Raw genomic sequence first — 23691 nt, forward strand, 5'->3', positions numbered from 1 at the left:
TGGCCGGCGTCGGCGCAATGCCTAGGCATTGCGCCGACGCCGCTCGCGAGGGTTTAGCTCGCGGCGAGGCGTGTCTTCTCGACGGCGACGTCGAAGTCGGCCGGGGGCCAGCCCAGATCGAGCCCGCGGAGAGCGTTCGTGAGGAGGCGCTGCACGGCTACCCGCGCATACCACTTGCGATCTGCCGGCACCACGAACCAGGGCGCGCTCTCGGTCGAGGTGCGCTGCAAGGCGACCTCGTAGGCATCCTGGTAGTCGGCCCAGAGGTTCCGCTCGTCGATGTCGCCGGGGTTGTACTTCCAGAACTTGTCGGGGCGGGCCAGGCGGTCGGCGAGGCGCGCCTTCTGCTCGTCGAACGAGATGTGCAGCATCACCTTGACCAGGGTGGTGCCGCTCGCCGCCAGCTCCTCCTCGAAGGCGACGATCTCGCCATAGCGCTGCTCGATCACGTCGGGCGAGACCAGCGAGCGCACCTTCGCGACCAGCACGTCTTCGTAGTGCGACCGGTCGAAGACGCCGATCATGCCGACGCCCGGCAACTCGCGGCGGATGCGCCAGAGAAAGTCGTGGGCGAGCTCCTCTTCGGTCGGCTTCTTGAACGCGTAGTGGTCGATGCCCTGCGGGTCGACGGCGCCCACGACGTGGCGCACGATGCCGCCCTTGCCGGCGGTGTCCATCGCCTGCAACACCAGCAGCACCCGCTTCGTGCCGCCCCCCGCGCGGGAGTCGGCGAACAGCTTCTCCTGCAGCTCGGACAGCTGCTCGGCGCCTGACTCGAGCGACTGCACGCCGTACTGCTTGCCGCCCGTGAATCCGGGGGTCGACGCCGGGTCGACGTCGGCGAGCCGGAACCCCTCGCCGACTCGGAGCTGCTCGGTGGGCTCGGTCTTCCACGTCTTGGCCATGGCTTCGACCCTAGACCTGTTGGTTATTCAGGCGGATTGCCGGATTCGAGCCGTTGAGGGCATCCGATCGGGCGCCAGTCCTGAATCGTCGACGCCAGCAGCGCTCAGCCGAGCGGCACCTCGACGAGCACCGGTCCGGGCGAGCCGACCAGCGCCTGCTCGAGTTCGCCCCGAGTCGCCGCCCGCACGTACTCCCAGCCGTAGGCCGCCGCCAGGTGCTCGAACGAGATCGGCTGCGGCGTCGACTGCACGCGGCGCATGGCGTCGGCCGGCGCGACCTGAGCCACCTCGAGGCCGTCGAAGATGGTGCCGCCGCCGTCGTTGCCCACGATCACCTGGATGCGGGGTTTCGCCTCACCCTCGCCGAAGAGCAGCGAGCCGGCGTCGTGCAGCAGGGTCAGGTCGCCCACGAGCACGCGAGTCACGCCGCGCGCCCCGTCGGCCCAGCCGAGGCGGCCGCCGCCGACGCCCCCCGCTTGGCTGGCCAGCCCGATGCCCGTCGCCGTCGCGATCGTGCCGTCGATGCCGGCCAGACCGCGATTGGCGTGCACGGCGATCTTCTTGCCGGGCACGAACACGTCGGCCTCGCGGATCAGCCGCGACGCCCCGAGCACGAGCCGGTCGTGCGGCCAGGTGGCGCGCCAGAGCGCCTCGACGAGGCTGCGCCGAGTGACGGGTCGGCGGATCACGTCGACCTCGCCCCGCAAGAACGCAGCCCGGACGGCAGGATCATCGCTGGTCGCCGCATCGAGATCGGGCGCGGCCTCGTCGTCGTCGCCGACCAGTTCGCGGCCGGTCTGCACCCACGTGCCGACCCACTCGCGGTGCGCAAGGTCGCTCGACCGCTCGGACGCCTCGACCTGCACCGCCTCCACCACCGTCGCGCCGTGCGACGGGTCGTACGCCTCCGGCACGGGGCCGCGCACCACGATCACCTCGACGTCAGCCCGCTTCAGCAGCGCCGGCACCTGCCGGGTCAGCGTCGGGTGCCCGAAGACGATCGCGCGCCGCACCCGGCCGCCGAACTCCGGCGCGTCGAGCAGCTCGCGGTAGGCGGGGGCGAGGTTGCGGCCGAACCTCGCACCGCTCGAGACCTCGGCGACGAGGGGCGCCCCGAGCAGGTGCGCAGTCTCTTCGGCGTCGGGCCCGGCGCCGTGGCCCGCCACCACGACGGTGGCCGGGTCGACATCGACCTCGAGGGCTAGCGGGGGCGTCATCGAAGCGGCAGGATGCCACGGGGCCGGGCCGCCGGATCCTGCGCCCTCGGTCTCGTCGGCACGGGCCGGGAGGCTCGTGGCCTTCGCCGAGAGGGGCTCGCGGAAGGCGATGTTCAGCTGCACGGGCCCGGGCGTGGCGGGCTCGTCGGGGCTCGACGAGCGACCGAGCGCCGCCGACATGGCCTCGCGGACGAGCTCGCGGACGACGGCGCCGTCGACCCTGCTGTCGCCGGGTGCGTCGACGTCGCGCAGCAGCCGCAGCGACTCGCCGAAGAGCGCCGACTGATGGGTGGTCTGGTTGGCGCCGATGCCACGCAGCTCGGGCGGCCGATCGGCCGTCAGCAGGATCATGGGCACACCCGAGTGGTGCGCCTCGAGCACCGCCGGATGAAGGTTCGCGACTGCCGTGCCCGACGTCGTGACGACGGCGGCCGGCAGGCCCTGCTCGACCGCCAGCCCGAGGGCGAGGAACCCGCTCGAGCGCTCGTCGAGCCGGACATGCAGGCGCAGACGCCCCGCCCGCTCGAACTCGGCTGCCGCCAACGCGAGAGCCTGCGAGCGCGACCCGGGGCTCAGCACGATGTCGCGCACACCGGCCCGCTCGAGCTCGGCGAGTAGGACCACGGCGAAGTCGGTGGCGGGGCTGCCGGAAGGAAGAGGAAGTTCGGTCGAAGGCACTACTTCATCTTGCCAGCGGGGCCGTCGTCGTCGTGCTCGGCGAACTCCTGCTCGAGCTTTCGGAGGCGCTCCTCCAGGGTCTCGCGGTCGGCGGCCGAGACGGGCCGGCTTGTCGTGCCCAGGAAGTCGGGGTCGTCGTCGGGCCCGCGCACGCCGCGACCGGCCCGCGTCACGCCGGAGCCGTATCGGCGGCCGAGCGTGAACCACAGCACGCTGCCGATCAACGGAAGCACGACGATCACGGTCACCCAGAGGGCCTTGCCGAACACGCGGAAGCGACTGCGGTCGGCGAAGAGGCAGTCGACCAGCGAGTAGATGTAGAACGCTACTGCGGCGACGACGGCGACGAACAGGCCCTTGACCATGGGAGTCATCGTAGGCGCGGATCCTGTGCGCCCCGCGCACCCATCCCGTGCCGAGACCGCTCGCTTAGACTGCGGCTGTGAAAGCCACGATTCTGTACACCCTCGCCCGGCTCGGCGTCTTCGTCGTCCTCTTCCTGGTCGTGAGCCTCACCCATCTCTCGGTCTACCTCTCGGCCGCGATCGCAGCCGTGCTGGCCCTGCTCGTCTCGTACATTTTCTTCGGACGGCTTCGTCGCGGGGTCGCCGAATCCATCGTGCGTCGCCGCGCCGCCCCCGAGCGCGACGAAGACGCCGACCTCGAGGACTCCGTGCTCGACGGCCCAGCGATCGCCGGCCCAGCGATCGCCGGCACCGGCCTCGCCGCACCGTCAGTCGGCACCGTGCCGAGCGGCGGCCCGGTGCCGAGCGGCGGCCCGGTGCTGAACGGCGGCACGCCCGCGCAGGCTCCGCGCCCGACTGCCCGCCGCGCCGCTCCCCCGGCCGAGGACGACTAGCCCCACGCGGCTCCCGTACCGCTCCGAGGGCGTGCCCTCCGAGCGGCTCCCGTGCCGCTCCGAGGCGTGCCCTCCGGAGGAGAAACCGGCGGCTGAGAGCCTTCCAACGGCCGACGCGCCGCGCGTCTCCTCTGCATGGGACTGCGGCACAGCAGCGGCGCTCACCTACAGGAGGAAGAACAGCACCGCGGCGAGCGCCAGCGAGAAGAGCAGCGCCGAGAACGATGACAGCTTGAGGGCGAGGATCAGCTCTTTCGGCGTCTTGCCGGTCACACCGATGATGAGCGCGGGCACCGTCAGGATCGCGGTGAAGTAGACGTATCCGGCGCCGAAGTACAGCCAGGCGAAGTAGACCAGCAGGAGATAGGGCAGCGCAAGGAACAGCGCGTAGACGATGCGGGCGCCCCGCTGGCCGAGCACGACGGCGAGTGTCCGCTTGCCCGCGAGGCGATCCTGGTCGATGTCGCGGATGTTGTTGACCATGAGCACGGCGCACGAGAAGAGCCCGATCATGATTGCCATGACGACCGCGACCTCGCGGATCTGGTGGGCCTGCACGAAGTAGGTGCCGACCGTGGCGACGAGCCCGAAGAAGACGAACACGAAGATCTCGCCCATGGCGTTGTAGCCGTAGGGGCGCTTGCCGCCGGTGTAGAACCATGCGGCGACGACGCACGCGGCGCCGATGGCGAACATCCACCAGAACTGCGTGATGACGATCACGGCGATGCCGGCGGCGGCGGCCACCGCGAACGATGCGAAGGCCACGTTGCGCACACGCTTGGGGTTGGCGACGCCGCCGCCGGTGAGACGGGGCGGCCCGAGGCGATACTTGTCGGTGCCGCGGATTCCGTCGGAGTAGTCGTTCGCGTAGTTGACCCCGACCTGCAAGAACAGGGCGACGACGAAGCACAACACGGCGAGAGGCCAGTCGAACCGGTTGATCGTCGATGCCGCCGAGCTGCCGAGCACCACCGGGGCGATGGCGAGGGTCAGGGTGCGGGGCGGGCGCCGCTGATCCAGTCGGCCGCGGTCGCCTTGCGCGCGGGGGCACCGCCAGGGCGACCTCCGGGGCGACCGCCAGGTCGACCGCCCGGGCGCCCGCTGCTCTTCTGCCTGCTCTTGGTTCTGCTCGATGCCACCCTGGAATCTTACGGGCCTGACCCAGAAGGCGAGAGCCGGTCTCCCTGCACGAGTCGCGTGAGTGCGACCCGGTCGGGCTTGCCGCTCGGGAGGAGCGGGATGACGTCGACCTCGACCAGGCGGTCGGGACGGGCTGCGCGGCCGGCCGTCTCGGCGACGGCGACCCGCACGCGGTCGAGGGCGTCAGGACCGTGCATCCCGCCCTGGGTGCGCCCGTCGCGTGCGACGACCACCACCGGCACCTCTCCCCAGCGCTCCGACGGCGCACGCACGACTACGGCCAGCCCGAGGCCCGGCAGCTCGCGGACGGCCCGCTCGACGACGCCGAGCGACACCTTCTCGCCGCCGGAGATGACGACGTCGTCGAGGCGGCCGGTCACCGAGACGACGCCCTCGGCAGAGACGGTGCCGGCGTCGCCGGTGCGGTACCAGCGGGCTCCGTCGCGCTCGACGAACGCGGCCGCTGTGAGGTCGAGGTCGCCGAGGTAGCCCTCGGCGAGGGTCGGGCCCGTGAGCTCGAGCTGACTGTCGACGACCTCGGCGCGCGTCGCCCCGACCGGCACGCCGTCGTAGACGCAGCCGCCGCTGGTCTCGCTCGAGCCGTAGGTGCGCACCACTGTCACTCCGGCCGCTCGGGCGCGCTCGAGCAGCGCCAGCGGTGTCGCCTGGCCGCCGACCAGGACGGCGTCGAACAGGCCCAGCACCCCGGCGACGTCGGGGTCGCCCTCGGCCGCGTCGAGGAGGCTCGCGAGCTGCGCCGGCACGAGCGAGGTGTAGCGCGCCGGGGCGTCGACCCGGGTCGGCCCCGGCAGGCGCCGAGCCGTAGCGGCGAAGATGAGCGGGTCGAAGTGGCCGGACGGCAGGATCTCGGGCACGGTGCCGGCCGCGATCGACCGCACGAGCACGTTCGTACCCGCCACGTAGTGCGCCGGGAGGGCCAGCACCCACTGGCCCGGGCCGGCGAGCGCCTGGTCGGCCGCCTGCGCCCCGGCGAGAAGAGCACTCGTCGAGAGGGCCACGCGCTTGGCGTGGCCGGTCGACCCGCTCGTCTCGATGACGAGGGCGACTCGCGTGTCGACCTCGCGCGGCAGATCGGCGGGCACCGTGTCGTCGGTGCGCGGATTGATCGCGGGGCCACCTGAGAGCGCTTCGCGCAGGGCCACCAGGACGCGCGCCGCCTCGCGAGCATCGATCGGGAGGAGCGGGTGGGTCACTGGGTCAGCGCCCCGGCCCGGTCAGAACTGCCACGGGTAGGGCGACCAGTCGGGCTCGCGCTTCTCGAGGAAGGAGTCGCGCCCCTCGACGGCCTCGTCGGTGCCGTAGGCGAGACGCGTCGCCTCGCCGGCGAACACCTGCTGGCCGACGAGCCCGTCGTCGACGGCGTTGAAGCTGAACTTGAGCATGCGGATGCTCGTGGGCGACTTCGTCATGATGATGCGGGCCCAGCGCAGAGCCTCGACCTCGAGGGCGGCGTGATCGACCACGGCGTTGACCGCACCCATCTCGTAGGCGCGCTGCGCCGAGTACTCCTGGGCCAGGAAGAACACCTCGCGCGCGAACTTCTGGCCGATCTGGCGGGCGTAGTAGGCACTGCCGTAGCCGCCGTCGAACGAGCCCACGTCAGCGTCGGACTGCTTGAACTTGCCGTGCTCACGGCTGGCGAGCGTGAGGTCGCACACGGCGTGCAGCGAGTGCCCGCCGCCGGCAGCCCAGCCGGGCACAACGGCGATGACGACCTTGGGCATGGTGCGGATGAGGCGCTGCACCTCGAGGATGTGGAGACGGCCGCTCCGCGCCGGGTCGGGGCGGTTCGCCTCGTCGCCTTCGTATCTGTAGCCGTCGCGCCCGCGGATGCGCTGGTCGCCGCCCGAGCAGAACGCCCAGCCGCCGTCTTTGGGGCTGGGGCCGTTGCCGGTCAGCAGGACGACGCCGATCCGGGGTTCATCCGCGCGTCGTCGAGGGCGCGGTAGAGCTCGTCGACGGTCTTCGGGCGGAAGGCGTTGCGCACCTCCGGCCGGTTGAAGGCGATACGCGCGACCTGGCCGCCCGTGTCGTGGTGGTAGGTGATGTCGGTGAGCTCACCGGCCCCCGGCGCCTCGCGCCACTCAGCGGGATCGAACAGGTCGGAGACAGCGTCTGGCATGACTGCAAGCTTATCGAGAGCCCGCTGGGGAAGACTAGAAGGATGCCTCACGCGCTCCCCCTCCCTCCGCTCGACGACCTCACGCGCGACGCGCATGTGGTCGCGCTCCCTCTCCGCAACCGCTTCCGTGGTGTCGACGTGCGCGAGGCGCTGCTCGTCGAAGGGCCGAACGGCTGGACGGAGTTCAGCCCGTTCGTCGAGTACGAGTCGGCGGAGGCCTCGGCGTGGCTGGCCGCCACCATCGACTTCGGCTGGGGGCCGGCGCCTGTGGCCGTGCGGTCGAGCGTGCTCGTCAACGCCACACTTCCGGCGGTGGATGCGGCGCTCGTCCCTGGCATCCTGCGCCGGTATCCCGGCTGCCGCACGGTCAAGGTGAAGGTCGCCGAGCCGGGGCAGAGCCTCGCCCACGACGTGGCACGAGTGCGCGCGGCCCGCGAGTTCGTCGGCGACTCAGGGCGGGTCAGGATCGACGCCAACACGAACTGGTCGATCGACCAGACCCTCGAGGCGCTCGAAGCCCTGGCGCCTTTCGCCCTCGAGTACGTCGAGCAGCCCGTCCGCACCGTGCCCGAGCTCGCCGCCGTCCGCGACCGGATCGCAGCGGAGGGCCTGGGCGTGCCCGTCGCCGCCGACGAGAGCGTGCGAAAGGCGACCGACCCGCTCGCCGTCGCCCGCGCCGGTGCGGCCGACCTGCTCGTCATCAAGGCCCAGCCGCTCGGCGGCATCACCCCGGCGCTTCGGGTGGTGCAGGATGCCGGGCTGCCGGTGGTCGTGTCGAGTGCGATCGACACCTCGGTGGGGCTCTCGATGGGCGCCTACCTCGCGGCCTCGGTGCCCTCCCTCGACCACGACTGCGGGCTGGGCACTGCCGCGATGTTCACGTCGGACGTCACGCGCGAGCCGCTGCTGCCTTCCGGTGGGGCGATCGACGTGCGGCGGGTCGACGTGGACGTCGACCTGCTTCGCGCCTCGGCGGCCGCGCCCGAGCGCCGCGAGTGGTGGCTCGCCCGCGTCGCCGCCTGCTACCGCCAGCTCGAGCAGCGCTGAGAGTGCGCAAAACGCGGCTCACCTTGGAAGGTGAGCCGCGTTTTGCGCACTCTCAGGCGGGGATCAGAGGCCGGAATAGGCGTGCAGACCCTTGAAGAAGAGGTTCACGACCGAGAAGTTGAACATCACGGCAGCGAAGCCGACGATCGACAGGTAGCTCGACCGGGCTCCACGCCAGCCTCGCGTGGCCCGAGCGTGGATGTAGCCGGCGTAGATGACCCAGATGATGAAGGTCCAGACCTCTTTGGTGTCCCAGCCCCAATACCGGCCCCACGCCTTCTCGGCCCAGATGGCGCCCGCGATCAGCGTGAACGTCCAGAGCACGAAGCCGACGAGTGCAATGCGGTAGGCGAGGTCTTCGAGGCGGTCGGCACCCGGAAGGGTGTCGAAGAGCTTGATGCCGGCGTTGCGGGAGACCTCGCGGCGCGCCTGGATGATCTGCGCGGCCGAGAGGCCCGCGGCGATCGCGAAGAACGCGGTGCCCAGGCACGCGACGAAGACGTGGATCACCAGCCAGTACGACTGCAGGGCCGGCACGAGCGGGCTGATCGGCACGTAGAAGTTGACGACCGCGACCCCGAGCAGCACGAGGTTGAGGCCCATCACATAGGCGCCGAGGTAGCGGAGGTTGACGAAGACGTTGACGAGCAGGAAGACGAACACGATGAGCGCCGTGCCGGTGAGGCCGAACTCGAACATGTTGGCCCACGGCACGCGCCCGGCGGCGAGGCCGCGGAAGACGACCGAGGCGACGTGGACGATCAGGCCGAGGCCCATCATCGACAGGCCGACACGCTCGAACTTCGACGAGCGGCGCGGTGCGCGATCGGGGTCGGCGACATCGGTGCGCTCGAGAACGGCGACCGCCGGCCCACTGCCGCCGCCGACCATCGCCATCTGGCCGCCGGAGACGGCGGCGCTCGCGTTCTGCGTCTGCGTCTGCGCCCTCTGCGTCTGCGCCCTCTGCGTCTGGGCCTTGAGCGCCGCGGTCGCTGCGATCTGCGCGTCGCCCGAGCGCTTCGCGAGGTCGAGGGCGAAGGCGATGAACGAGATGACGTAGATGGCCATTGCCGAATACGCCGCGTAGAGGCAGTAGAGCGAGAGATCTGCAGACGTCACTTGATCACCTTACGTCGGTCGGAGGCCACGGGAGAGCCCAGGGATGCGAGATGTTTCTTGGCCAGATCGTTGACGGCCCGCTCGAGAGTCGGGTCCTCGCCACGGGCAAGCCCCGCGTACTCGAGGCGGATGCCGTCGTCACCCTGCACGGCCTTCACCCACACGCGCCGACGAGGCACGAAGAGGCCGGTCAGGAGGCCGAGGACGATCAAGATCGCGAAGATCAGCACGTAGTACTGCGAGGGGTCGTGGTGCACGTCGAGCGACACGTAGCGGGTGACACCGTTGAACTGCACGGTGCCGAGGCCGTTGGGAAGCGTCGCCGTCTGACCGGGTGTGAGGGTCAGCGCCTTCTCCGGCGCCTTGGCCGGGTTGACCGCGGTCGGGGTCACGGCGACGGGCTTCAGGTTGTCGGTGTTGAGCGTGTAGACCGACTTCGGCACGCCGTCGTTCAGGCCGAGGTTGCCCGAGTAGACGTCGAGGGTGAGCTCGGGGTTGATGTCGTCGGGGTAGTTCGACGCCAGTGCGCCACTGGCCGACTTGACCGCGCTCGGGTAGAAGAAGCCGATCATGCCGAGCTGCGTCGGCTGTGCGTCAGGCACCTTGATGACGCCCAGAGACGTCAGGTTGTTGTCCTGGGGCAGGAAGGGGATGCTGTCCTTCAGCGCGATGTTGCCCTTGCCGTCACGCACGGTCACGTTCACGGCGTAGCCGTTGCCGAGCAGGTAGACCTGCGTGCCGCCGATCTCCAGCGGGTCGTTGACGCGGAGGTTCTGCGTCTTCGAGGCCTTGTGCGGCTCGCTCGTGGTGACCTTGGCGTTGTAGTCGATCGGCGTGCCGAGGGCGGCCTGGATCTTCTCTTCGTACTTGACGGTGAAATTGTCGATCTTGACGTTGTAGGGCACGAGCTGCGAGTCGTTGAACCAGCGGCCCGGGTTGAACGAGTCGTACGAGCCGAGCACGTTCGAGAACGTCTGCCCAGCCACCACGACGCGCTGACCGGTGTAGCCGAAGCCGCCGCCGATGGCGACGGTCACCAGGACGCCGAGGAGTGCCATGTGGAAGACCAGGTTGCCGGTCTCGCGCAGATAGCCGCGCTCGGCGCTGACGGAGTCGCCGTAGACCTTCGTGCGGTAGCCGGAGCGTCGCAGCTGCGATCGAGCGGTCGCGATGGCGATCTCGGCGGAGGCCGGAGCCCGGCCGCCGTCGAGATCCTGCACGAGCGGGTGCGACTGGAACCCGGCGAGGCGCGACAGCCGGGCCGGGGTCTTCGGCGGGGCTGCGCGGAGGGCGTCGAAGTGGTGCTTCGTGCGCGGGATGATGCAGCCGACCAGCGAGATGAACAGCAGCAGGTAGACCGCCGAAAACCACGGCGTCGTATAGGTGTTGAAGAGCCCGAAATCTTTGACGAACGGGTAGAGCGCCGGGTGGTCGAGCTTGTATTGCGCGACGCCGTTGGGGTCGGACGAGGTCTGCGGCACGAGCGACCCGGGGATCGCGGCCACCGCGAGAAGCATGAGCAGGAAGAGGGCCGTGCGCATGCTCGTGAGCTGGCGCCAGAAGAAGCGCACGTAGCCGATCGGGCCGAGCCGCGGCTGGGCGATGCCGTCACCCCTGGTCGCCGGCACCGGAGAGTCGAAGTGATCGGCGGGGCGCAGCGGGTCGGCGCGCTCGTCGGTGCTGTCGAGCCCCGTCGTGTCGAGCCCCGTCGTGTCGTGGCCGGGGGCCTCCGGCGGCGACTGCACCGTGGCCTTCTCGGGCCCCGACTCGTCAGATGACCGTGCCATAGTTCGCGATCACCGCCCCGAATCGCGACATGAGGTCGGTCCAGACCCCGGCGACCATGAGAACACCGATGAGCACGAGAAGGCTGCCTCCCAGGAGGTTGACGGCACGGATGTGCCGTTTGACGAATGCGACGGAGCGCGTCATCCAGCCGAGGCCGAGCGCGACGAGCAGGAAGGGGACGCCCAGCCCCACACAGTAGAACAGACCCAGAAGGAATCCCTGCCCGGCTGACCCCGAGCTGTACGACAGCGAGATGATCGCAGCGAGCGTCGGGCCGAGGCACGGGCTCCAGCCGAGGCCGAAGACGAGGCCCAAGAGCGGCGCGCCGATGAGGCCGGTCTTCGGGCTGATCCCGAGCTTGATCGTCCGCTGGAAGAACGGGAAGTTGCCGATGAAGACGAGCCCCATGGCGATGACCACGACGCCCATCAGGCGAGTGATCAGAGTGCGCCACTCCAAGAACCAGAAGCCCACGAGGCTGGCACCGGTGTTGAGGGCCACGAACACCACGGTGAACCCCAGGATGAAGAGCACCACCCCGAGGACGAGGCGGAACCTGTCGACCCGCTTGCCCCTGGCATCCTGCGCCCCACCGCTCAGGCCGCCGACGTAGCCGAGATAGCCGGGGACGAGAGGCAGGACGCAGGGGCTGACGAACGAGATGATGCCGGCCAGGACCGCGACTGGAAGCGCCACGGCCAGCTGGCCGCTGGTGACGGCGTCGTAGAACGGGTTGCCCGCGAACACCTAGTTCGCCTCTTTGAGGGTGTCGGAGATGAGGGTGTCGAGCACGTTCTTGTTGGCCTCGCCGAGGATTCGAGCGGCGACACGGCCCTTCTGGTCGAGCACGATCGTGGTGGGGGTGGCGTTCGGGCCGCGCTGGCCGGCGAGGGCGAGCTGGACCTTGGCGTCGGTCGCGTCGATGATCGACGGGTAGGTGATCTTGAACGAGCGCTCGAAGGCGGCGGCCGTATCGGTCTCGTCGCGGACGTTGACGCCGATGAACTGCACGCGGCCGGCGTACTTCTTGCTCAGCGACTCGAGGTCGGGGGCCTCGAGGCGGCAGGGCGGGCACGAGGCATACCAGAAGTTGAGCACGACGACCTTGCCCTCGTAGGTCTTGCGAGAGATCGAATCGCCCTGAGCGGTGGTCGAGGTGAATTCGATCGGCGCCTTGCGGTCGGCCGGCTTGAACTCGACCACCGTGCCGTCGCCCGAGATGTAGTTCTTGGTGGTGCCGTTGTTGTACTGGCTGACCAGGCTGCCGTTCGACGAGCAGGCCGTGAGAGCCACGGTCGCTGCGGCAGCGAGCACACCGGCCCGCAAGAGGGTGCGGCGAGAGACGGACGAGAGGGGGCGGGGTTTCACACTGCTCCTGAGTCGACTGCGGTTGCCAGCAGGGTCGCGGCGGGCTCGCGGTAGTTCACTTCGACGAACGCGTCGCCGTGCCGCTCGAGCGTCGTGATGCTCGACAGAGAGCAGCGCCGCCGGCGAGGATCGTGGAACAGGCGCTCACCCTTGAGGCTGCGGTGGACCATCCAGATGGGCAGCTGGTGGCTGACGAGCACGACGTCGCCGCCGTCGTCGACGCTGCGCCAGGCGGCGTCGACCGCGGCGAGCATGCGCGCGGCGATGCTGACGTAGGCCTCGCCCCAGCTGGGCTTCAGCGGGTTGGCGATCCAGGGCCACTCGGCAGGATGCGACAGCGTCTGCCTGATGCCGGTCTGTCGCCCCTCGAACCTGTTGGTCGGCTCGATGAGGCGCTCATCCGTCGCGATCTCGAGGTCGAAGCGCCTGGACCACGGGGCAGCCGACTCTTGTGTGCGCTGCAGCGGGCTCGCGACGAGAGTGCGGACCGGAGCCTGCTGGTTGCGAAGGAAGAGGGCGGCCGACTCGGCCATCCGGTGGCCGAGAGTCGACAGGCCGAACCCCTCGATGCGCCCGTACAGGACACCGTCGGGGTTGAACACCTCGCCGTGACGGACGAGATGGATCTGGTTCGCGGGCACGGGATCCAGTGTAGATTGCGCCCGCGCGCACACCTCCCACCAGGGTTTTCCACAGCCGGGACTCGCTCGGAATCGAGAGAGTGCCCTCCTCCCGGTAAAGTCGTCCCTCGTGACTACACGCACTCTGATCTCCGACCTTGCTGCTTCGACCGACGGGCCCGTCCAGGTGTCCGGGTGGGTCGAGACGGTGCGCGATCAGAAGAAGGTCCAGTTCGTCGTGCTCCGCGACGAGTCGGGCGCCGTGCAGCTGGTCAACCCGCGCACGTTCGGCGAAGACAGCACCGAGGTCGCCTCCGACGTCTCGACGACGATCTCGTCCCTCTCGCAGGGCTCCTTCCTCTCTGTTCAGGGCGAGCTCAAGCACGACGAGCGCGTCAAGCTCGGCGGCGTCGAGATCAAGCTGGCCTTCATCGAGGTCGCCTCGCTGGCGATCCCCGAGACGCCGATCGCCGACGACTCCGGGATCGACAAGCGCATGGACTGGCGCTTCCTCGACCTCCGCGTGCCCAAGAACGCCCTCATCTTCAAGATCCAGACGACGCTGTTGCACGCGCTCCGCACCTACTGGGTCGAGCACGACTTCATCGAGATCATGACGCCGAAACTCATGGCGTCGGCCTCCGAGTCGAAGGCCGAGCTCTTCCGCGTCGAGTACTTCGAGGGCAGCGCCTTCCTCTCGCAGAGCCCGCAGTTCTTCAAGCAGATGGCGCAGTCGGCCGGTTTCGGCAAGATCTTCGAGGTCGGCCCGGCGTTCCGTGCCGACCCCTCATTCACGTCGAGGCACGCCACCGAGTTCACCTCGGTCGACACCGAGATCAGCTGGATCGACTCGCACGAAGACGTCATGAAGCTGCACGAAGAGCTGCTCCAGGCCGCCTTCCAGGCAGTCGCCGACAAGCACGGCGCCGCGATCAAAGAGCTGTTCGACATCGACCTCGTCGTGCCGACCGTGCCCTTCCCCCGAATCCCCCTCGCCGAGGCCAAGGAGATCGTCGCCTCGCGCGGCTACGAGGTGCCCCGCGCAGACGACGACATGGACCCGGAGGGCGAGCGCCAGATCTCGGCCTACGTCAAAGAGACGTACGACCACGATTTCGTGTTCTTGACCGACTACGCATCGTCGATCCGGCCGTTCTACCACAAGCGCCACGACGACGACGCGTCGCTGACCAACAGCTACGACCTCATCTTCAACGGCACCGAGATCTCGACGGGAGCCCAGCGCGAGCACCGCGTGGAGGTGCTCGAAGAGCAGGCGCGTTCGAAGGGCCTCGAGCCCGAAGAGCTGTCGGGCTACCTCGACTTCTTCCGCTACGGCGTGCCCGCGCACGGCGGCTTCGGCATGGGCCTCGCGCGCGTGCTGATGCTGATGCTGCACCTGCCGAACCTTCGCGAGACGACCTACCTCTTCCGCGGCCCGACGCGCCTCGAACCCTAGGCTCCGGCGCCCCGCCCGTCGGCGCCGCACGTGCCCCGCACCGCAGAACGGCCCCCGCACCACGCCTCGGCGAGGTGGCGGGGGCCGGTTCGTGGTGCGGGGCGTCACCCCTGACGGCGCAGCTCGTCGAGGACCGCCTTGCGGTCGACGGTTCGGAGTTCGCCGCGGAGGCGGCAGCGCACGTAGGCTGCGCCGCCTCCGATGAGGATGGAAGCCGGGGCGCCGATCACCGCGAGCCACTCGACCACCTGGGTCATTTCGGATCCTGCTGTTCACGTGCCATCACGAGTGAGCAGGCCCGCATGACCTCGATCTTCGGCGCCCGACGAATGTGCCCGCGGCGGATGCCTCGTGTAACGCCGATGAAGCTGGCGACCGTCGACAATACGAGGGCGACGCACACGACGAGAAGCGGCATCTTCAGGTGCTCGACACGATGGCCAGGCCGGCGAGCAACGTCGTGCGGCGGTTCGGACGGAATGCGGTGGAGATCGACATGACTGACTTTCGTACGGTCTCGTCGTCGAAACCCGACCACCGTATCGGCAGTCAGAACATCATGTCCAGAATGTGTATGTAGAGAAGTCAATACTCGTAGTCGATGGCGGCGCGCGACGAGACGAGGGTGCGGATGAGGGCGGCCACCTCGAGGTGGTCGGGGTGCGTCTGGTAGGCCTCGAGGCCCTCGTAGTCGGCGAAGTCGGCCACGACGGCGACGTCGGAGTTCTCGTCGGGGTAAGCGCCGTTGACGCCGACGGTGAGGCTCAGGATCGAGGGCACCCGGCCCACGAGACCAGTGAGAGCCGACTCGATGGTCGCCAGCGCTTCGGCCTTCTCGGTCTCGTCGGTGGCGGCGAGGCCCCAGATCACGATGTGCTTGACGGTCACGCGGGGGCTCCTGGGGAGGTGGGGGCGGCGGCGCCCGGGGTGGCGGCACCGGGGGTCGCGGCACCGGGGGTCGCGGCGCGGAGCGCGGTGCGGAGGCGCTCCGGCTCGACGCGCCAGATGGTGTGCACCCGGTTGTCGATCAGCACGACGGGGATCTCTTCCGAGTACTCGTCGGCGAGAGAGGGGTCGTCGAGGATGGAGAGCTCGTCGTAGTCGCGCGCCCCGGCGAACTCGACCTCGTCGAGCACCGACTCGAGGGTGGCGCGCGCGTCGTCACAGAGGTGGCAGCCGGGTTTCGTCAGCAGTGTGATGTGAGGAACGGGCACCGACCCAGCGTACCGCCGGGCCTCAGGATGCGACGGCCCGGCACCCTGCCCCGCCTCGCCTCGCGAGATGGCCCCGTCCGACTGCCCCACAGCGCATCCATCGTCGGACAGGCCATCTCGCGGAACGCGGGCGGAGCCCGCACGCCGCCGGCGGGCGGCCGGACCACCGTCGAGCACCCGCGGGCGGAGCCCGCACGCCGCCGGCGGGCGGCCGGACAAGCACGAAGTAGCCAACGAAAAACGGCCGCCGCCCGGAGGGCGACGACCGTTTTTCGTTGGCTACTTCTTGTTGCGACGCTGGTGACGAGTCTTGCGAAGCAGTTTGCGGTGCTTCTTCTTCGCCATACGCTTGCGACGCTTCTTGATGACAGAACCCATAGGGGACCTCACAGTTATCTTGAAATGGACCTTGGACCACCGGGCCCCAAAGCAAGAACCGCGGAAAAATACCTCGGGTCAGTCTACTAGGACGAAACGAGAAAGACGAACCAGTGCCGGATGCGCTCAGCCGACGTCGGCGATGCCGCCGCGCAGCACGGCGGTGACGGCCGATTCGGGCACGCGGAAGGAGCGGCCGAAGCGGATGGCCGGCAGTTCGCCGGAGTGCACCATGCGGTAGACCGTCATCTTCGACACGCGCATCATGTCGGCGACTTCGGCCACCGTGAGAAAACGCACGTCTGTCAGGTCGTCCGACATGTCCTGCCTCGGGGTCGTGGCCTTTCGCACGGGAATGCGTCGGGCGGGCTTGGGGGCTCCTGAGTGTTACTCGTGTGCCTCGTGGCTACTTTAGGGGCGCATGTGACCCGATGTAAAGCCGACGCGCTACCCCTGTTCGCGGTGCCCGAGGCGCTTCTTGACCGGCGCGACGATGCGGCTCTGCGCACCCGCGACGGCGCGGCCGAGCGCGTCGCCCACGTCGGAGGCGTCGGGCAGGCTCTCGGCGGCCCGGCGGAGGGGTGCGGGGACGGGCACCGGGCTCGTCCGGCCGCTCGGCACGGACACCAGGGGCGGTGCCGTGGTCGGCTCGACGAAGGGGTCGAGCCAGGCGCTCACCTCGCGGAGCGGCTCGTCGTCGACGCTGTAGTAGCGGTGCTGCCCGACCTCGCGCACGCGCACGAGCCCGGCCTCGCGGAGAACGCGGAGGTGCTTCGACACGGTGGGTTGGCTGAGGCCGAGCGACGTGACGATCTCACCCACGCTGATGTCGGCGGTCACCGAGCCGGGCGCGGCCGAGGGCGCGGGCGCGGAGCCACCGCCGCCCCGCCGCTCGAGGAGCACGCGCAGCAGCTCACGACGGGTGGGGTCGGCGATCACGGCGAAGATGTCGGCCATGTGCGCAAGGGTACTGACCCGGCGCTCCGAGTACCATGACGACCTCCGGGTGATATCTGCCCCCGGTTTCGGGTGAACGATGTCTTCGAGAGGAGACGGGGTGGGCGTCTTGTCGGCCGTTCGGCGCGCACGCGTCGCCTTCGCCGGCGTCAGCAGGCGGTCGCCCGCGCGGTTCGCGATCCTGATCTTCACGTCGTTGATCCTGATCTTCACGGTGCTCTTCATGCTGCCGATCTCGGCGGCCGACGGGGCGCCGACGCCGATCGCCGACGCGCTGTTCTCGGCGGTGTCGGTGATCTGCGTGACCGGTCTCGCGACGGTCGACATGGCCACGCACTGGTCGCTCTTCGGGCACGTCGTCATCTACGTCGGTGTGCAGATCGGTGCCATCGGGGTGCTGACGGTGGCGTCGATCCTCGGCATGGTGGTGTCGCGGAGGCTGGGCCTCCGGTCGCGATTGATGGCGGCGAGTGACACGAACCCGCTGCGTGCGCACGCGGGGCCGGTGCCCGAGGGGCAGGCGGTGCGGCTCGGCGAGGTCGGCGGCCTGCTGACGACCGTGGCGGTCAGCGCCCTGGCCATCGAGTTCGTGATCGGAGCCCTGCTCCTCCCTCGCCTGTTGATCGATGGGATCCCGGTCGGCGACGCGTTCTTCGACGCGTTCTACTACTCGGCGATGGCCTTCACGAACACCGGGTTCAGCCCGAACGCCTCGGGGCTCGCACCGTTCGCCGGCGACTACTGGCTGCTCACGCTGTTGATGGTCGGGGTGTTCTGCGGCAGCATCGGCTTCCCCGTCATCTATGCCCTCACTCGCAACCCCTGGCACCCGCGCCGCTGGTCGCTGCACGTCAAGCTGACACTGGTGACCACCGGCATCCTGCTGGCTCTCGGCACGGTGCTCTACATCGCCCTCGAGTTCGACAACCCGCGCACGTTCGGCGACAAGAGCGCAGGCACGACGATCTTCCAGTCGCTCTTCCTCTCGACGATGACGCGCTCGGGCGGCTTCTCGACCATCGACATGGCGCACCTGCACGACTCGACCCTGCTCGTCACCGACATGCTCATGTTCATCGGGGGCGGCTCGGCGTCGACCGCCGGTGGGCTCAAGGTGACGACCCTGGCGGTGCTGTTCCTCGCCGCGGTCGCCGAGGCCCGAGGCAAACGCAGCATGGAGGCGTTCGGGCGGCGCATCCCGTCGGACGTCCTGAGGCTGGCGGTGAGCGTGGCTCTGTGGGGCGCGACCATCGTGGCCGTGGCGAGCGTCGTGATCCTGCAGATCACCAAGGCGAACCTGTCGCACGTGCTCTTCGAGGTGATCTCGGCCTTCGCCACCTGCGGCCTCTCGATCGGCCTCACCGAGCACCTGCCCGACAGCGCCAAGTACGTGCTGGCGGTGACGATGTGGATGGGCCGCGTTGGTACAGTGACACTCGCCGTGGCCCTGGCGCAGAGCCAGCGGCGGCAGCTGTTCACGCGCCCCGAAGAGAGGCCCATCGTTGGCTGAACGCATCGCCCACGACGCCCCGGTGCTCGTCATCGGTCTCGGGAGGTTCGGCGCCGCCACCGCGGGCGAATTGCAGCGACAGGATCGCGACGTGCTGATCGTCGACACCGACCCCGGCCTCGTGCAGAAATGGGCCGACCACGTGACGCACGCCGTGCAGGCCGACGCCCGCGACATCGACGCGCTGCGACAGATCGGCGCCTCCGACTTCGAGATCGCGGTCGTCGGGGTGGGCTCGTCGATCGAGGCGAGCGTGTTGATCACCGCGAACCTCGTCGACCTCGGGGTGCCGCAGATCTGGGCGAAGGCGATCTCGACCTCGCACGCGAAGATCCTGACCCGGATCGGCGCGACGCACGTCGTCTCGCCCGAAGCCGAAGCCGGCGAGCGCACAGCCCACCTCGTGTCGGGGCGCATGCTCGACTACATCGAATTCGACGACGACTTCGCCGTCGTCAAGATGGTGCCGCCGAAACCCGTGCGGGGCCGGCGCCTGGCCGACGCCGACGTCACGTCGAAGCACCGGGTGACGGTCACCGGGGTCAAGACTCCCGGCAGGTCGTTCCAGGAGGCGACGCCCGACACCGTCGTCGGCGACCACGACCTGATCATCGTGAGCGGCACCGAGCGCGACCTCGAGAGGTTCGCGGCGCTCGAGTCATAGCTCGTCGCTCGTCCTTCGCCCCGCTATGACTCGGAGATCTCTTTCGCGCGCGCCAGGGCGGCAGCCGTCGCCCGGTCGAACAGCCCCTTGAGGTCGGCGCTCTGCAGCACCTCGACGGCCTTCTCGGTGGTGCCGTTCGGGCTGGTCACACGACGCCGCAGCTCGCCCGGGTCGATCACGTCGGCCGCCAGCAGCTCGGACGCGCCTCGGAAGGTGCCCTGCACCATGACTCTCGCCTGGTGCTCGGTGAAGCCGAGGTCGACGGCCGCGCGGGTCATCTCTTCGATGAGGTAGAAGACATACGCGGGGCCGGAGCCGGAGATCGTCGACAGCGCGTCGATCCTGTCTTCGGGGATGGTGACGACGTCGCCGACGCAGGCGAAAAGACTGCGCGCCAGGGCGAGATCGGCGTCGGAGGCGCGTGGGCCAGCGGCGAGGCCGGTCACTGCCAGGCCGACGACGGCCGGGGTGTTCGGCATGGCGCGCAGCACCGGCACCGTGTCGGGCAGCACGGCCTCCATCGTGGCGATTGTCGTGGCGGCGGCCAGGCTGACGACGAGAGTGCCGGGCTCGAGCACCGGTGCGATCTCGGTCAGCAGGTCGACGACCATGTAGGGCTTCACCCCGATCAGCACGACCTTGGCTCCTGTCACGGCCGAGGCATTGGCGGCAGGATCCGTCTGGGTCGCCAGCGAGGTCACGTTGCCGTGCCGCAGCGCCACCGCCTTCTCTTCGGTGCGGTTGGTGACGCGAACGCCCCCGTCGACGGTCACGTCGGGCCGGAGCAGACCGTGGAGGATCGCACCTCCCATCGATCCGGCTCCGAGAATCGCGGTGGCGGGCAGGCTCGTGCTCATTCGTCCATCCTAGGATTGACGGCATCGCGGCGTCGGCCAAACCGCGGTGCGCACCACGGCAGGCAGATCAGGGCGGATGGGCAGATGAGCGAGATCACCGAGGCAGCCGGCGACAGAGCCGACGAAGCAGCCGGCGACGGCGAGGCGTCCGGCGGGCACGGCACCCGCGCGATCCTGGCCGCGCTGAGCGCCAATCTCGGCATCGCGATCGTCAAGCTGATCGCCTGGGCGTTCTCGGGCTCGGCGTCGATGCTCGCCGAGGGCATCCACTCGATCGCCGACTCGGCGAATCAGCTGCTCCTCCTGCTCGGCGGGCGCCAGGCCAAGAAGGCTGCCGACGAGGAGCACCCGTTCGGGCACGGTCGCGAGCGCTTCGTGTACGCGTTCGTGGTGTCGATCATCCTGTTCTCGATCGGTGGCGTCTTCTCGCTCTACGAGGGCATCGAGAAGCTGCAGCACCCGCACCCCCTCGAGGTGTGGTGGCTTCCGCTGCTGGTGCTGCTGGTCGCTATGGGCCTGGAGGGCTTCTCGCTTCGCACGGCCCTCGGCGAGGCGCGACCGCACAAGGGCACGCTCGGCTGGTTCCAGTTCATCCGCCGGGCGAAGGCGCCCGAGCTGCCGGTGCTGCTGCTCGAAGACACCGCGGCGCTCACCGGCCTCGTGCTCGCCTTCATCGGGGTGCTGCTGACCGTCCTCACGGGCAACGGCATCTTCGACGGGATCGGCACGGTGCTGATCGGCGTGCTGCTGATCCTGGTCGCGATCGTGCTCGGGGTCGAGACGAAGAGCCTCCTCGTCGGCGAGGGCGCCTCGCCCGAAGACACCGCCGCGATCCGCTCGGCCATCACGCGCGGGCCCGAGGTCGAACAGATCATCCACATGAAGACGCTCTACCTCGGCCCCGACGAGCTGCTCGTGGCGGTGAAGGTCGCGATGCCCGGCAGGCAGCTGCTCGCCGACGTGGCCTCGGCGATCAACTCGATCGAGGCGCGCATCCGTGCCGCCGTGCCCATCGCCCGCGTCATCTACGTCGAGCCCGACGTCTGGGTCTCGCCCGACGCGCCGCAGCCGCCCACCGAGGCGATCGTGCTCAAGTCGAGCGACTAGCCCCGGCGCCCCTCCCCCTCCTCCGTTTTACCTATAGGCGGGCGTTTGCCGCGCAGAAACAACTGTGGGGGAGACGCTTACCTATAGGTAAAACGGAGGGGGCGGGAGGGGTCAGCGGCGCGGGGCGAAGAAGGCGAGGAGCTGGGCGGCGCACTCCTCGCCGCGCACGCCGGCGTAGACCTCGGCGCGGTGCGGCAGGCGCCGGTCGCGGAGGATGTCGTAGACGCTGCCGCCGGCCCCGGCCTTGTCGTCCCACGCGCCGAAGACGACTCGGGGCACCCGGGCGGCGAGGATCGCGCCGGCACACATCGGGCAGGGCTCGAGGGTGACCACGAGCGTGCAGCCGACGAGGTGCCAGTCGCCCAGGGCTTCGGCCGCGCGACGCAGTGCGACGACCTCGGCGTGGGCTGTCGGATCCTGATGCCTCTCGCGCTCGTTGCGCCCCCGGCCGATCACGCGGCCCTCAGGATCCAGCACGATGGCGCCGACAGGCACGTCGCCCGACACCTCGCACTGGGCGGCCTCGCCGAGGCACTCGCCCATCCACTCGTCGAACTCGGGTGGCACCGGCCCCACGACGGCACCTCCCTCTCGACGACTGCGGCGGCGCCCGACTGCCGGGGCGCTCGACTCCGCTAGCCTCGAGCCTATGCGAGTGCACGTGGCCGACCACCCCCTGATCACCCACAAGCTCACGGTGCTCCGCGACCGCGAGACGAAGTCGCCGACCTTCCGGGCACTGACGGAAGAGCTCGTGACGCTGCTCGCCTACGAGGCGACGCGAACGGTGCGGACCGAGGCGATCGACATCGTCACGCCGGTCGGGCCGACCACGGGGCTGGCGATCTCGAAGCCGCGGCCGCTGGTTGTGCCGATTCTGCGCGCGGGGCTCGGCATGCTCGAGGGCATGACGAAGCTCGTGCCCAGCGCCGAGGTCGGCTTCCTGGGCATGATGCGCGACGAAGAGACCCTGCAGCCGACTACCTACGCCGAGCGCCTGCCCGACGACCTGTCGAACCGTCAGTGCTTCGTGCTCGATCCGATGCTGGCCACCGGCGGTTCGCTGATCGCCGCCATCGACTTCCTGCTCGATCGCGGGGCCGTCGATGTGACTGCCGTCTGCATCCTGGCCTCGCCCGAGGGTCTTGCCGCCGTCGAGAAGGCGATGCACGGGCGCGAGGTGACGATCGTCGTCGGCGCCGTCGACGAGCGGCTGAATGAGCAGGGATATATCGTGCCGGGGCTCGGCGACGCGGGCGACCGGTTGTACGGGCTGGCCGAGTAGCCACCCCATCGGGTTGACATCGCGCGTCGCTTTACGAAACAATCATTTTTATGACTGCACACGCGCACACCCCGATCTGCGAAGGCATCGTCGTTTCAACGACGCGCGCCTCCCGAGGTCCTGTGGTGATTGCCGGCATGATGCCGGTTTCTGCAGTCATGTGTTGTCGAATGCAGGCCTGACCGGCTTCCGACCCCGCCGAGTCTCCGCAGGTTCGCAGACCTGATACCGCTGTCTGCAACCCGCACCCTCAGTGCGAGCACACCCGCTCGCGAGGTCGACTCCGGATGCACATCCGCCCACCCGGCGGGCATCCCCTCCCGTTCCACGTTGTGAGCCTCATTCCGCTCCACGTCGAACCACGCGGCACACACTGAAGGCACTGCGTTCCTTCTCCGCATTCGACAATGCATCTCTGGTCGGGTCAGCGGACGAGCGAGCGCCTTCGACGTCCCAAAGGACTCGTAACTCCCATGTCTCTCGCTCTTGACACCACCCCGAACACCACCATCCCCACCACCCGCCACCTGTCGGCCGTCGCCGACACGGCTGCGGCCCCGGCCCCTCGCCTTCGAGCCGTCCCGGCCGGAACCGAGGCCCGCGGCTTCGTGCTCTACGTCGGCATCGACGAGCTGAAGGCTGCCGAAGCCGGCACCAGCCTCGGCGAGATCGTCTCGCAGCTGCGCGCCCTGACCGCCCAGCTCGCCCCCGCCGCCGAAACGCACGCCGCTGTCGCGCTGGCCCCTGAGGGGTCCGGGGGTCGCGACGTCGACGTGGTCCGGCTCGCGCTGCAGGATCCGGCGGCCCTCGCGAAGCACCGCCACACCGAGGTCGACGAAGAGCCCGGCGCCCGCGGCGGCGTGGTCGTCGACATCTCGCGCAAGCGTCTCCTGCTCGACGGCGACGTCGCACCGCTCACCTACAAGGAGTTCGAGCTGCTGCAATACCTCGTGCTGCGCGAAGGCCGCACCATCGACCGCGCCGAGCTCATCTCGAGCCTCTGGTCGGCCGGCGACGACGAAGCGCCCAACGAGCGCACCATCGACGTGCACGTGCGCCGACTGCGCTCCAAGCTCGGAGCGTTCGAGGACATCGTGCGCACCGTTCGAGGCGTCGGCTACCGCTTCGACCGTCACGCCGATGTCTCGATCCGCCAGGCCTCGACCCCCTCGCCCGACGTCTTCTGAGCCGGTGTCCCCCGGGGTGCGGACAGCCCGTACCCCGGACATAGGCGACAGCAGGTGTCCACAGGGTGACTTCCCAGCAAAATAACGATTCGGTAACTAGACCGCCGTTACCAAGCCGTTATAGATTGATGTCACTGAAGTTGTTTGCTGTGGCAGCTTCAGCGGAATGTGATTGCAGGACACTCT

27 protein-coding genes and 1 pseudogene are annotated in these 23691 nt (G+C 69.4%); 8 read left to right on the forward strand and 20 right to left on the reverse strand.

From position 1 onward, the window contains the following. Positions 1 to 53 precede the first annotated feature (53 nt). The 3 genes from AX769_RS19175 to AX769_RS19185 all read right to left on the reverse strand — a co-directional run bounded on the left by AX769_RS19175 (position 54) and on the right by AX769_RS19185 (position 3165). On the reverse strand, positions 54 to 905 hold the full coding sequence (locus tag AX769_RS19175; RefSeq protein ID WP_066282343.1) for a PPK2 family polyphosphate kinase: 852 nt from the start codon (positions 903 to 905) through the stop codon (positions 54 to 56). A gap of 104 nt (positions 906 to 1009) precedes the next feature. Beyond that, the gene (menD, locus tag AX769_RS19180) at positions 1010 to 2800 is read right to left on the reverse strand and encodes a 2-succinyl-5-enolpyruvyl-6-hydroxy-3-cyclohexene-1-carboxylic-acid synthase (RefSeq protein ID WP_066282344.1); all 1791 of its coding nucleotides are present in this window, start codon (positions 2798 to 2800) and stop codon (positions 1010 to 1012) included. Beyond that, complete coding sequence (locus tag AX769_RS19185; RefSeq protein ID WP_066282346.1) at positions 2800 to 3165, reverse strand: PLD nuclease N-terminal domain-containing protein; 366 nt, start codon at positions 3163 to 3165, stop codon at positions 2800 to 2802. Before AX769_RS19185 ends, menD begins: the two co-directional genes overlap by 1 nt. Positions 3166 to 3242: 77 nt before the next feature. Between AX769_RS19185 and AX769_RS23290 the strand changes: the two genes are divergently transcribed. Continuing rightward, positions 3243 to 3659, forward strand: a complete 417-nt coding sequence (locus tag AX769_RS23290) for a DUF4229 domain-containing protein (protein WP_082763946.1) — start codon at positions 3243 to 3245, stop codon at positions 3657 to 3659. A gap of 165 nt (positions 3660 to 3824) precedes the next feature. On the opposite strand, the gene AX769_RS19195 is transcribed toward AX769_RS23290, so the two are convergent. From AX769_RS19195 to AX769_RS19205, 3 genes and pseudogenes are all read right to left on the reverse strand, one after another. After that, positions 3825 to 4634, reverse strand: coding sequence for a 1,4-dihydroxy-2-naphthoate polyprenyltransferase (locus AX769_RS19195; protein WP_239451857.1), 810 nt, complete (start codon positions 4632 to 4634; stop codon positions 3825 to 3827). 176 nt (positions 4635 to 4810) lie between these two features. Next, complete coding sequence (locus AX769_RS19200; protein WP_082763947.1) at positions 4811 to 6016, reverse strand: AMP-binding protein; 1206 nt, start codon at positions 6014 to 6016, stop codon at positions 4811 to 4813. A gap of 21 nt (positions 6017 to 6037) precedes the next feature. Then, positions 6038 to 6945, reverse strand: a pseudogene (locus tag AX769_RS19205) (1,4-dihydroxy-2-naphthoyl-CoA synthase). Between the two features lie 42 nt (positions 6946 to 6987). On the opposite strand from AX769_RS19205, the gene AX769_RS19210 reads away from it, so the two are divergent. Further along, positions 6988 to 7992 carry an o-succinylbenzoate synthase gene (locus tag AX769_RS19210; RefSeq protein ID WP_066282348.1) on the forward strand — a complete coding sequence of 335 codons (1005 nt, stop codon included), beginning with the start codon at positions 6988 to 6990 and terminating at the stop codon, positions 7990 to 7992. Positions 7993 to 8055: 63 nt separating this feature from the next. On the opposite strand, the gene ccsB is transcribed toward AX769_RS19210, so the two are convergent. The 5 genes from ccsB to AX769_RS19235 are packed head-to-tail and all read right to left on the reverse strand — an operon-like array spanning position 8056 to position 12908. After that, positions 8056 to 9111, reverse strand: a complete 1056-nt coding sequence (ccsB, locus tag AX769_RS19215; protein WP_369824044.1) for a c-type cytochrome biogenesis protein CcsB — start codon at positions 9109 to 9111, stop codon at positions 8056 to 8058. Further along, positions 9108 to 10898 (reverse strand): cytochrome c biogenesis protein ResB, encoded by a 1791-nt coding sequence (locus AX769_RS19220; RefSeq protein WP_082763948.1) that lies wholly within the window; start codon positions 10896 to 10898, stop codon positions 9108 to 9110. The genes ccsB and AX769_RS19220 overlap by 4 nt, the downstream gene beginning before the upstream one ends. Beyond that, positions 10882 to 11646, reverse strand: coding sequence for a cytochrome c biogenesis CcdA family protein (locus tag AX769_RS19225; RefSeq protein WP_066282350.1), 765 nt, complete (start codon positions 11644 to 11646; stop codon positions 10882 to 10884). The genes AX769_RS19220 and AX769_RS19225 overlap by 17 nt, the downstream gene beginning before the upstream one ends. Beyond that, positions 11647 to 12267: a TlpA disulfide reductase family protein gene (locus AX769_RS19230; RefSeq protein WP_066282351.1), complete on the reverse strand. Its 621-nt coding sequence runs from the start codon at positions 12265 to 12267 to the stop codon at positions 11647 to 11649. Continuing rightward, complete coding sequence (locus AX769_RS19235) at positions 12264 to 12908, reverse strand: histidine phosphatase family protein (protein WP_066282352.1); 645 nt, start codon at positions 12906 to 12908, stop codon at positions 12264 to 12266. The genes AX769_RS19230 and AX769_RS19235 overlap by 4 nt, the downstream gene beginning before the upstream one ends. A 109-nt stretch (positions 12909 to 13017) precedes the next feature. On the opposite strand from AX769_RS19235, the gene aspS reads away from it, so the two are divergent. Further along, the gene (gene aspS / locus AX769_RS19240; protein WP_066282354.1) at positions 13018 to 14346 is read left to right on the forward strand and encodes an aspartate--tRNA(Asn) ligase; all 1329 of its coding nucleotides are present in this window, start codon (positions 13018 to 13020) and stop codon (positions 14344 to 14346) included. Between the two features lie 104 nt (positions 14347 to 14450). Here the strand turns inward: aspS and AX769_RS24270 are convergent, their stop codons facing one another. From AX769_RS24270 to AX769_RS19260, 7 genes are all read right to left on the reverse strand, one after another. Next, on the reverse strand, positions 14451 to 14603 hold the full coding sequence (locus tag AX769_RS24270) for a hypothetical protein (RefSeq protein WP_157887729.1): 153 nt from the start codon (positions 14601 to 14603) through the stop codon (positions 14451 to 14453). Further along, a complete protein-coding gene (locus AX769_RS24275; RefSeq protein WP_157887730.1) occupies positions 14600 to 14764 on the reverse strand; it encodes a hypothetical protein in 165 nt (54 codons plus the stop codon). The genes AX769_RS24270 and AX769_RS24275 overlap by 4 nt, the downstream gene beginning before the upstream one ends. A 167-nt stretch (positions 14765 to 14931) precedes the next feature. After that, the gene (locus AX769_RS19245) at positions 14932 to 15234 is read right to left on the reverse strand and encodes a Dabb family protein (RefSeq protein WP_066282355.1); all 303 of its coding nucleotides are present in this window, start codon (positions 15232 to 15234) and stop codon (positions 14932 to 14934) included. After that, on the reverse strand, positions 15231 to 15560 hold the full coding sequence (locus AX769_RS19250) for a glutaredoxin family protein (protein WP_082764121.1): 330 nt from the start codon (positions 15558 to 15560) through the stop codon (positions 15231 to 15233). The genes AX769_RS19245 and AX769_RS19250 overlap by 4 nt, the downstream gene beginning before the upstream one ends. A gap of 279 nt (positions 15561 to 15839) precedes the next feature. Then, positions 15840 to 15938, reverse strand: coding sequence for a 30S ribosomal protein bS22 (locus AX769_RS23295; RefSeq protein ID WP_003792170.1), 99 nt, complete (start codon positions 15936 to 15938; stop codon positions 15840 to 15842). Positions 15939 to 16064: 126 nt separating this feature from the next. Continuing rightward, complete coding sequence (locus AX769_RS19255) at positions 16065 to 16259, reverse strand: helix-turn-helix domain-containing protein (protein WP_066282357.1); 195 nt, start codon at positions 16257 to 16259, stop codon at positions 16065 to 16067. Between the two features lie 126 nt (positions 16260 to 16385). Then, positions 16386 to 16895 carry a helix-turn-helix transcriptional regulator gene (locus tag AX769_RS19260; protein ID WP_066282358.1) on the reverse strand — a complete coding sequence of 170 codons (510 nt, stop codon included), beginning with the start codon at positions 16893 to 16895 and terminating at the stop codon, positions 16386 to 16388. 79 nt (positions 16896 to 16974) lie between these two features. Here AX769_RS19260 and AX769_RS19265 point away from each other — a divergent pair, with 79 nt between their 5' ends. Both AX769_RS19265 and AX769_RS19270 read left to right on the forward strand, forming a co-directional pair. Next, on the forward strand, positions 16975 to 18405 hold the full coding sequence (locus AX769_RS19265) for a TrkH family potassium uptake protein (RefSeq protein ID WP_066282359.1): 1431 nt from the start codon (positions 16975 to 16977) through the stop codon (positions 18403 to 18405). After that, entirely contained in the window at positions 18398 to 19069 is a 672-nt protein-coding gene (locus AX769_RS19270; protein WP_066282361.1) for a TrkA family potassium uptake protein, read from the forward strand. The genes AX769_RS19265 and AX769_RS19270 overlap by 8 nt, the downstream gene beginning before the upstream one ends. A gap of 23 nt (positions 19070 to 19092) precedes the next feature. On the opposite strand, the gene proC is transcribed toward AX769_RS19270, so the two are convergent. Beyond that, the gene (proC, locus tag AX769_RS19275) at positions 19093 to 19926 is read right to left on the reverse strand and encodes a pyrroline-5-carboxylate reductase (RefSeq protein WP_066282365.1); all 834 of its coding nucleotides are present in this window, start codon (positions 19924 to 19926) and stop codon (positions 19093 to 19095) included. 84 nt (positions 19927 to 20010) lie between these two features. Between proC and AX769_RS19280 the strand changes: the two genes are divergently transcribed. Beyond that, a complete protein-coding gene (locus tag AX769_RS19280) occupies positions 20011 to 21033 on the forward strand; it encodes a cation diffusion facilitator family transporter (RefSeq protein ID WP_082763949.1) in 1023 nt (340 codons plus the stop codon). A 111-nt stretch (positions 21034 to 21144) separates the two neighbouring features. On the opposite strand, the gene AX769_RS19285 is transcribed toward AX769_RS19280, so the two are convergent. Continuing rightward, positions 21145 to 21576 (reverse strand): nucleoside deaminase, encoded by a 432-nt coding sequence (locus tag AX769_RS19285; protein ID WP_066284047.1) that lies wholly within the window; start codon positions 21574 to 21576, stop codon positions 21145 to 21147. 106 nt (positions 21577 to 21682) lie between these two features. Between AX769_RS19285 and upp the strand changes: the two genes are divergently transcribed. Beyond that, positions 21683 to 22318, forward strand: a complete 636-nt coding sequence (upp, locus tag AX769_RS19290; protein ID WP_066282367.1) for a uracil phosphoribosyltransferase — start codon at positions 21683 to 21685, stop codon at positions 22316 to 22318. 473 nt (positions 22319 to 22791) lie between these two features. Continuing rightward, entirely contained in the window at positions 22792 to 23505 is a 714-nt protein-coding gene (locus AX769_RS19295; protein ID WP_066282368.1) for a winged helix-turn-helix domain-containing protein, read from the forward strand. Positions 23506 to 23691 lie beyond the last annotated feature (186 nt).

It is taken from the genome of Frondihabitans sp. PAMC 28766 (genome assembly GCF_001577365.1).
Classification (GTDB): domain Bacteria; phylum Actinomycetota; class Actinomycetes; order Actinomycetales; family Microbacteriaceae; genus Frondihabitans.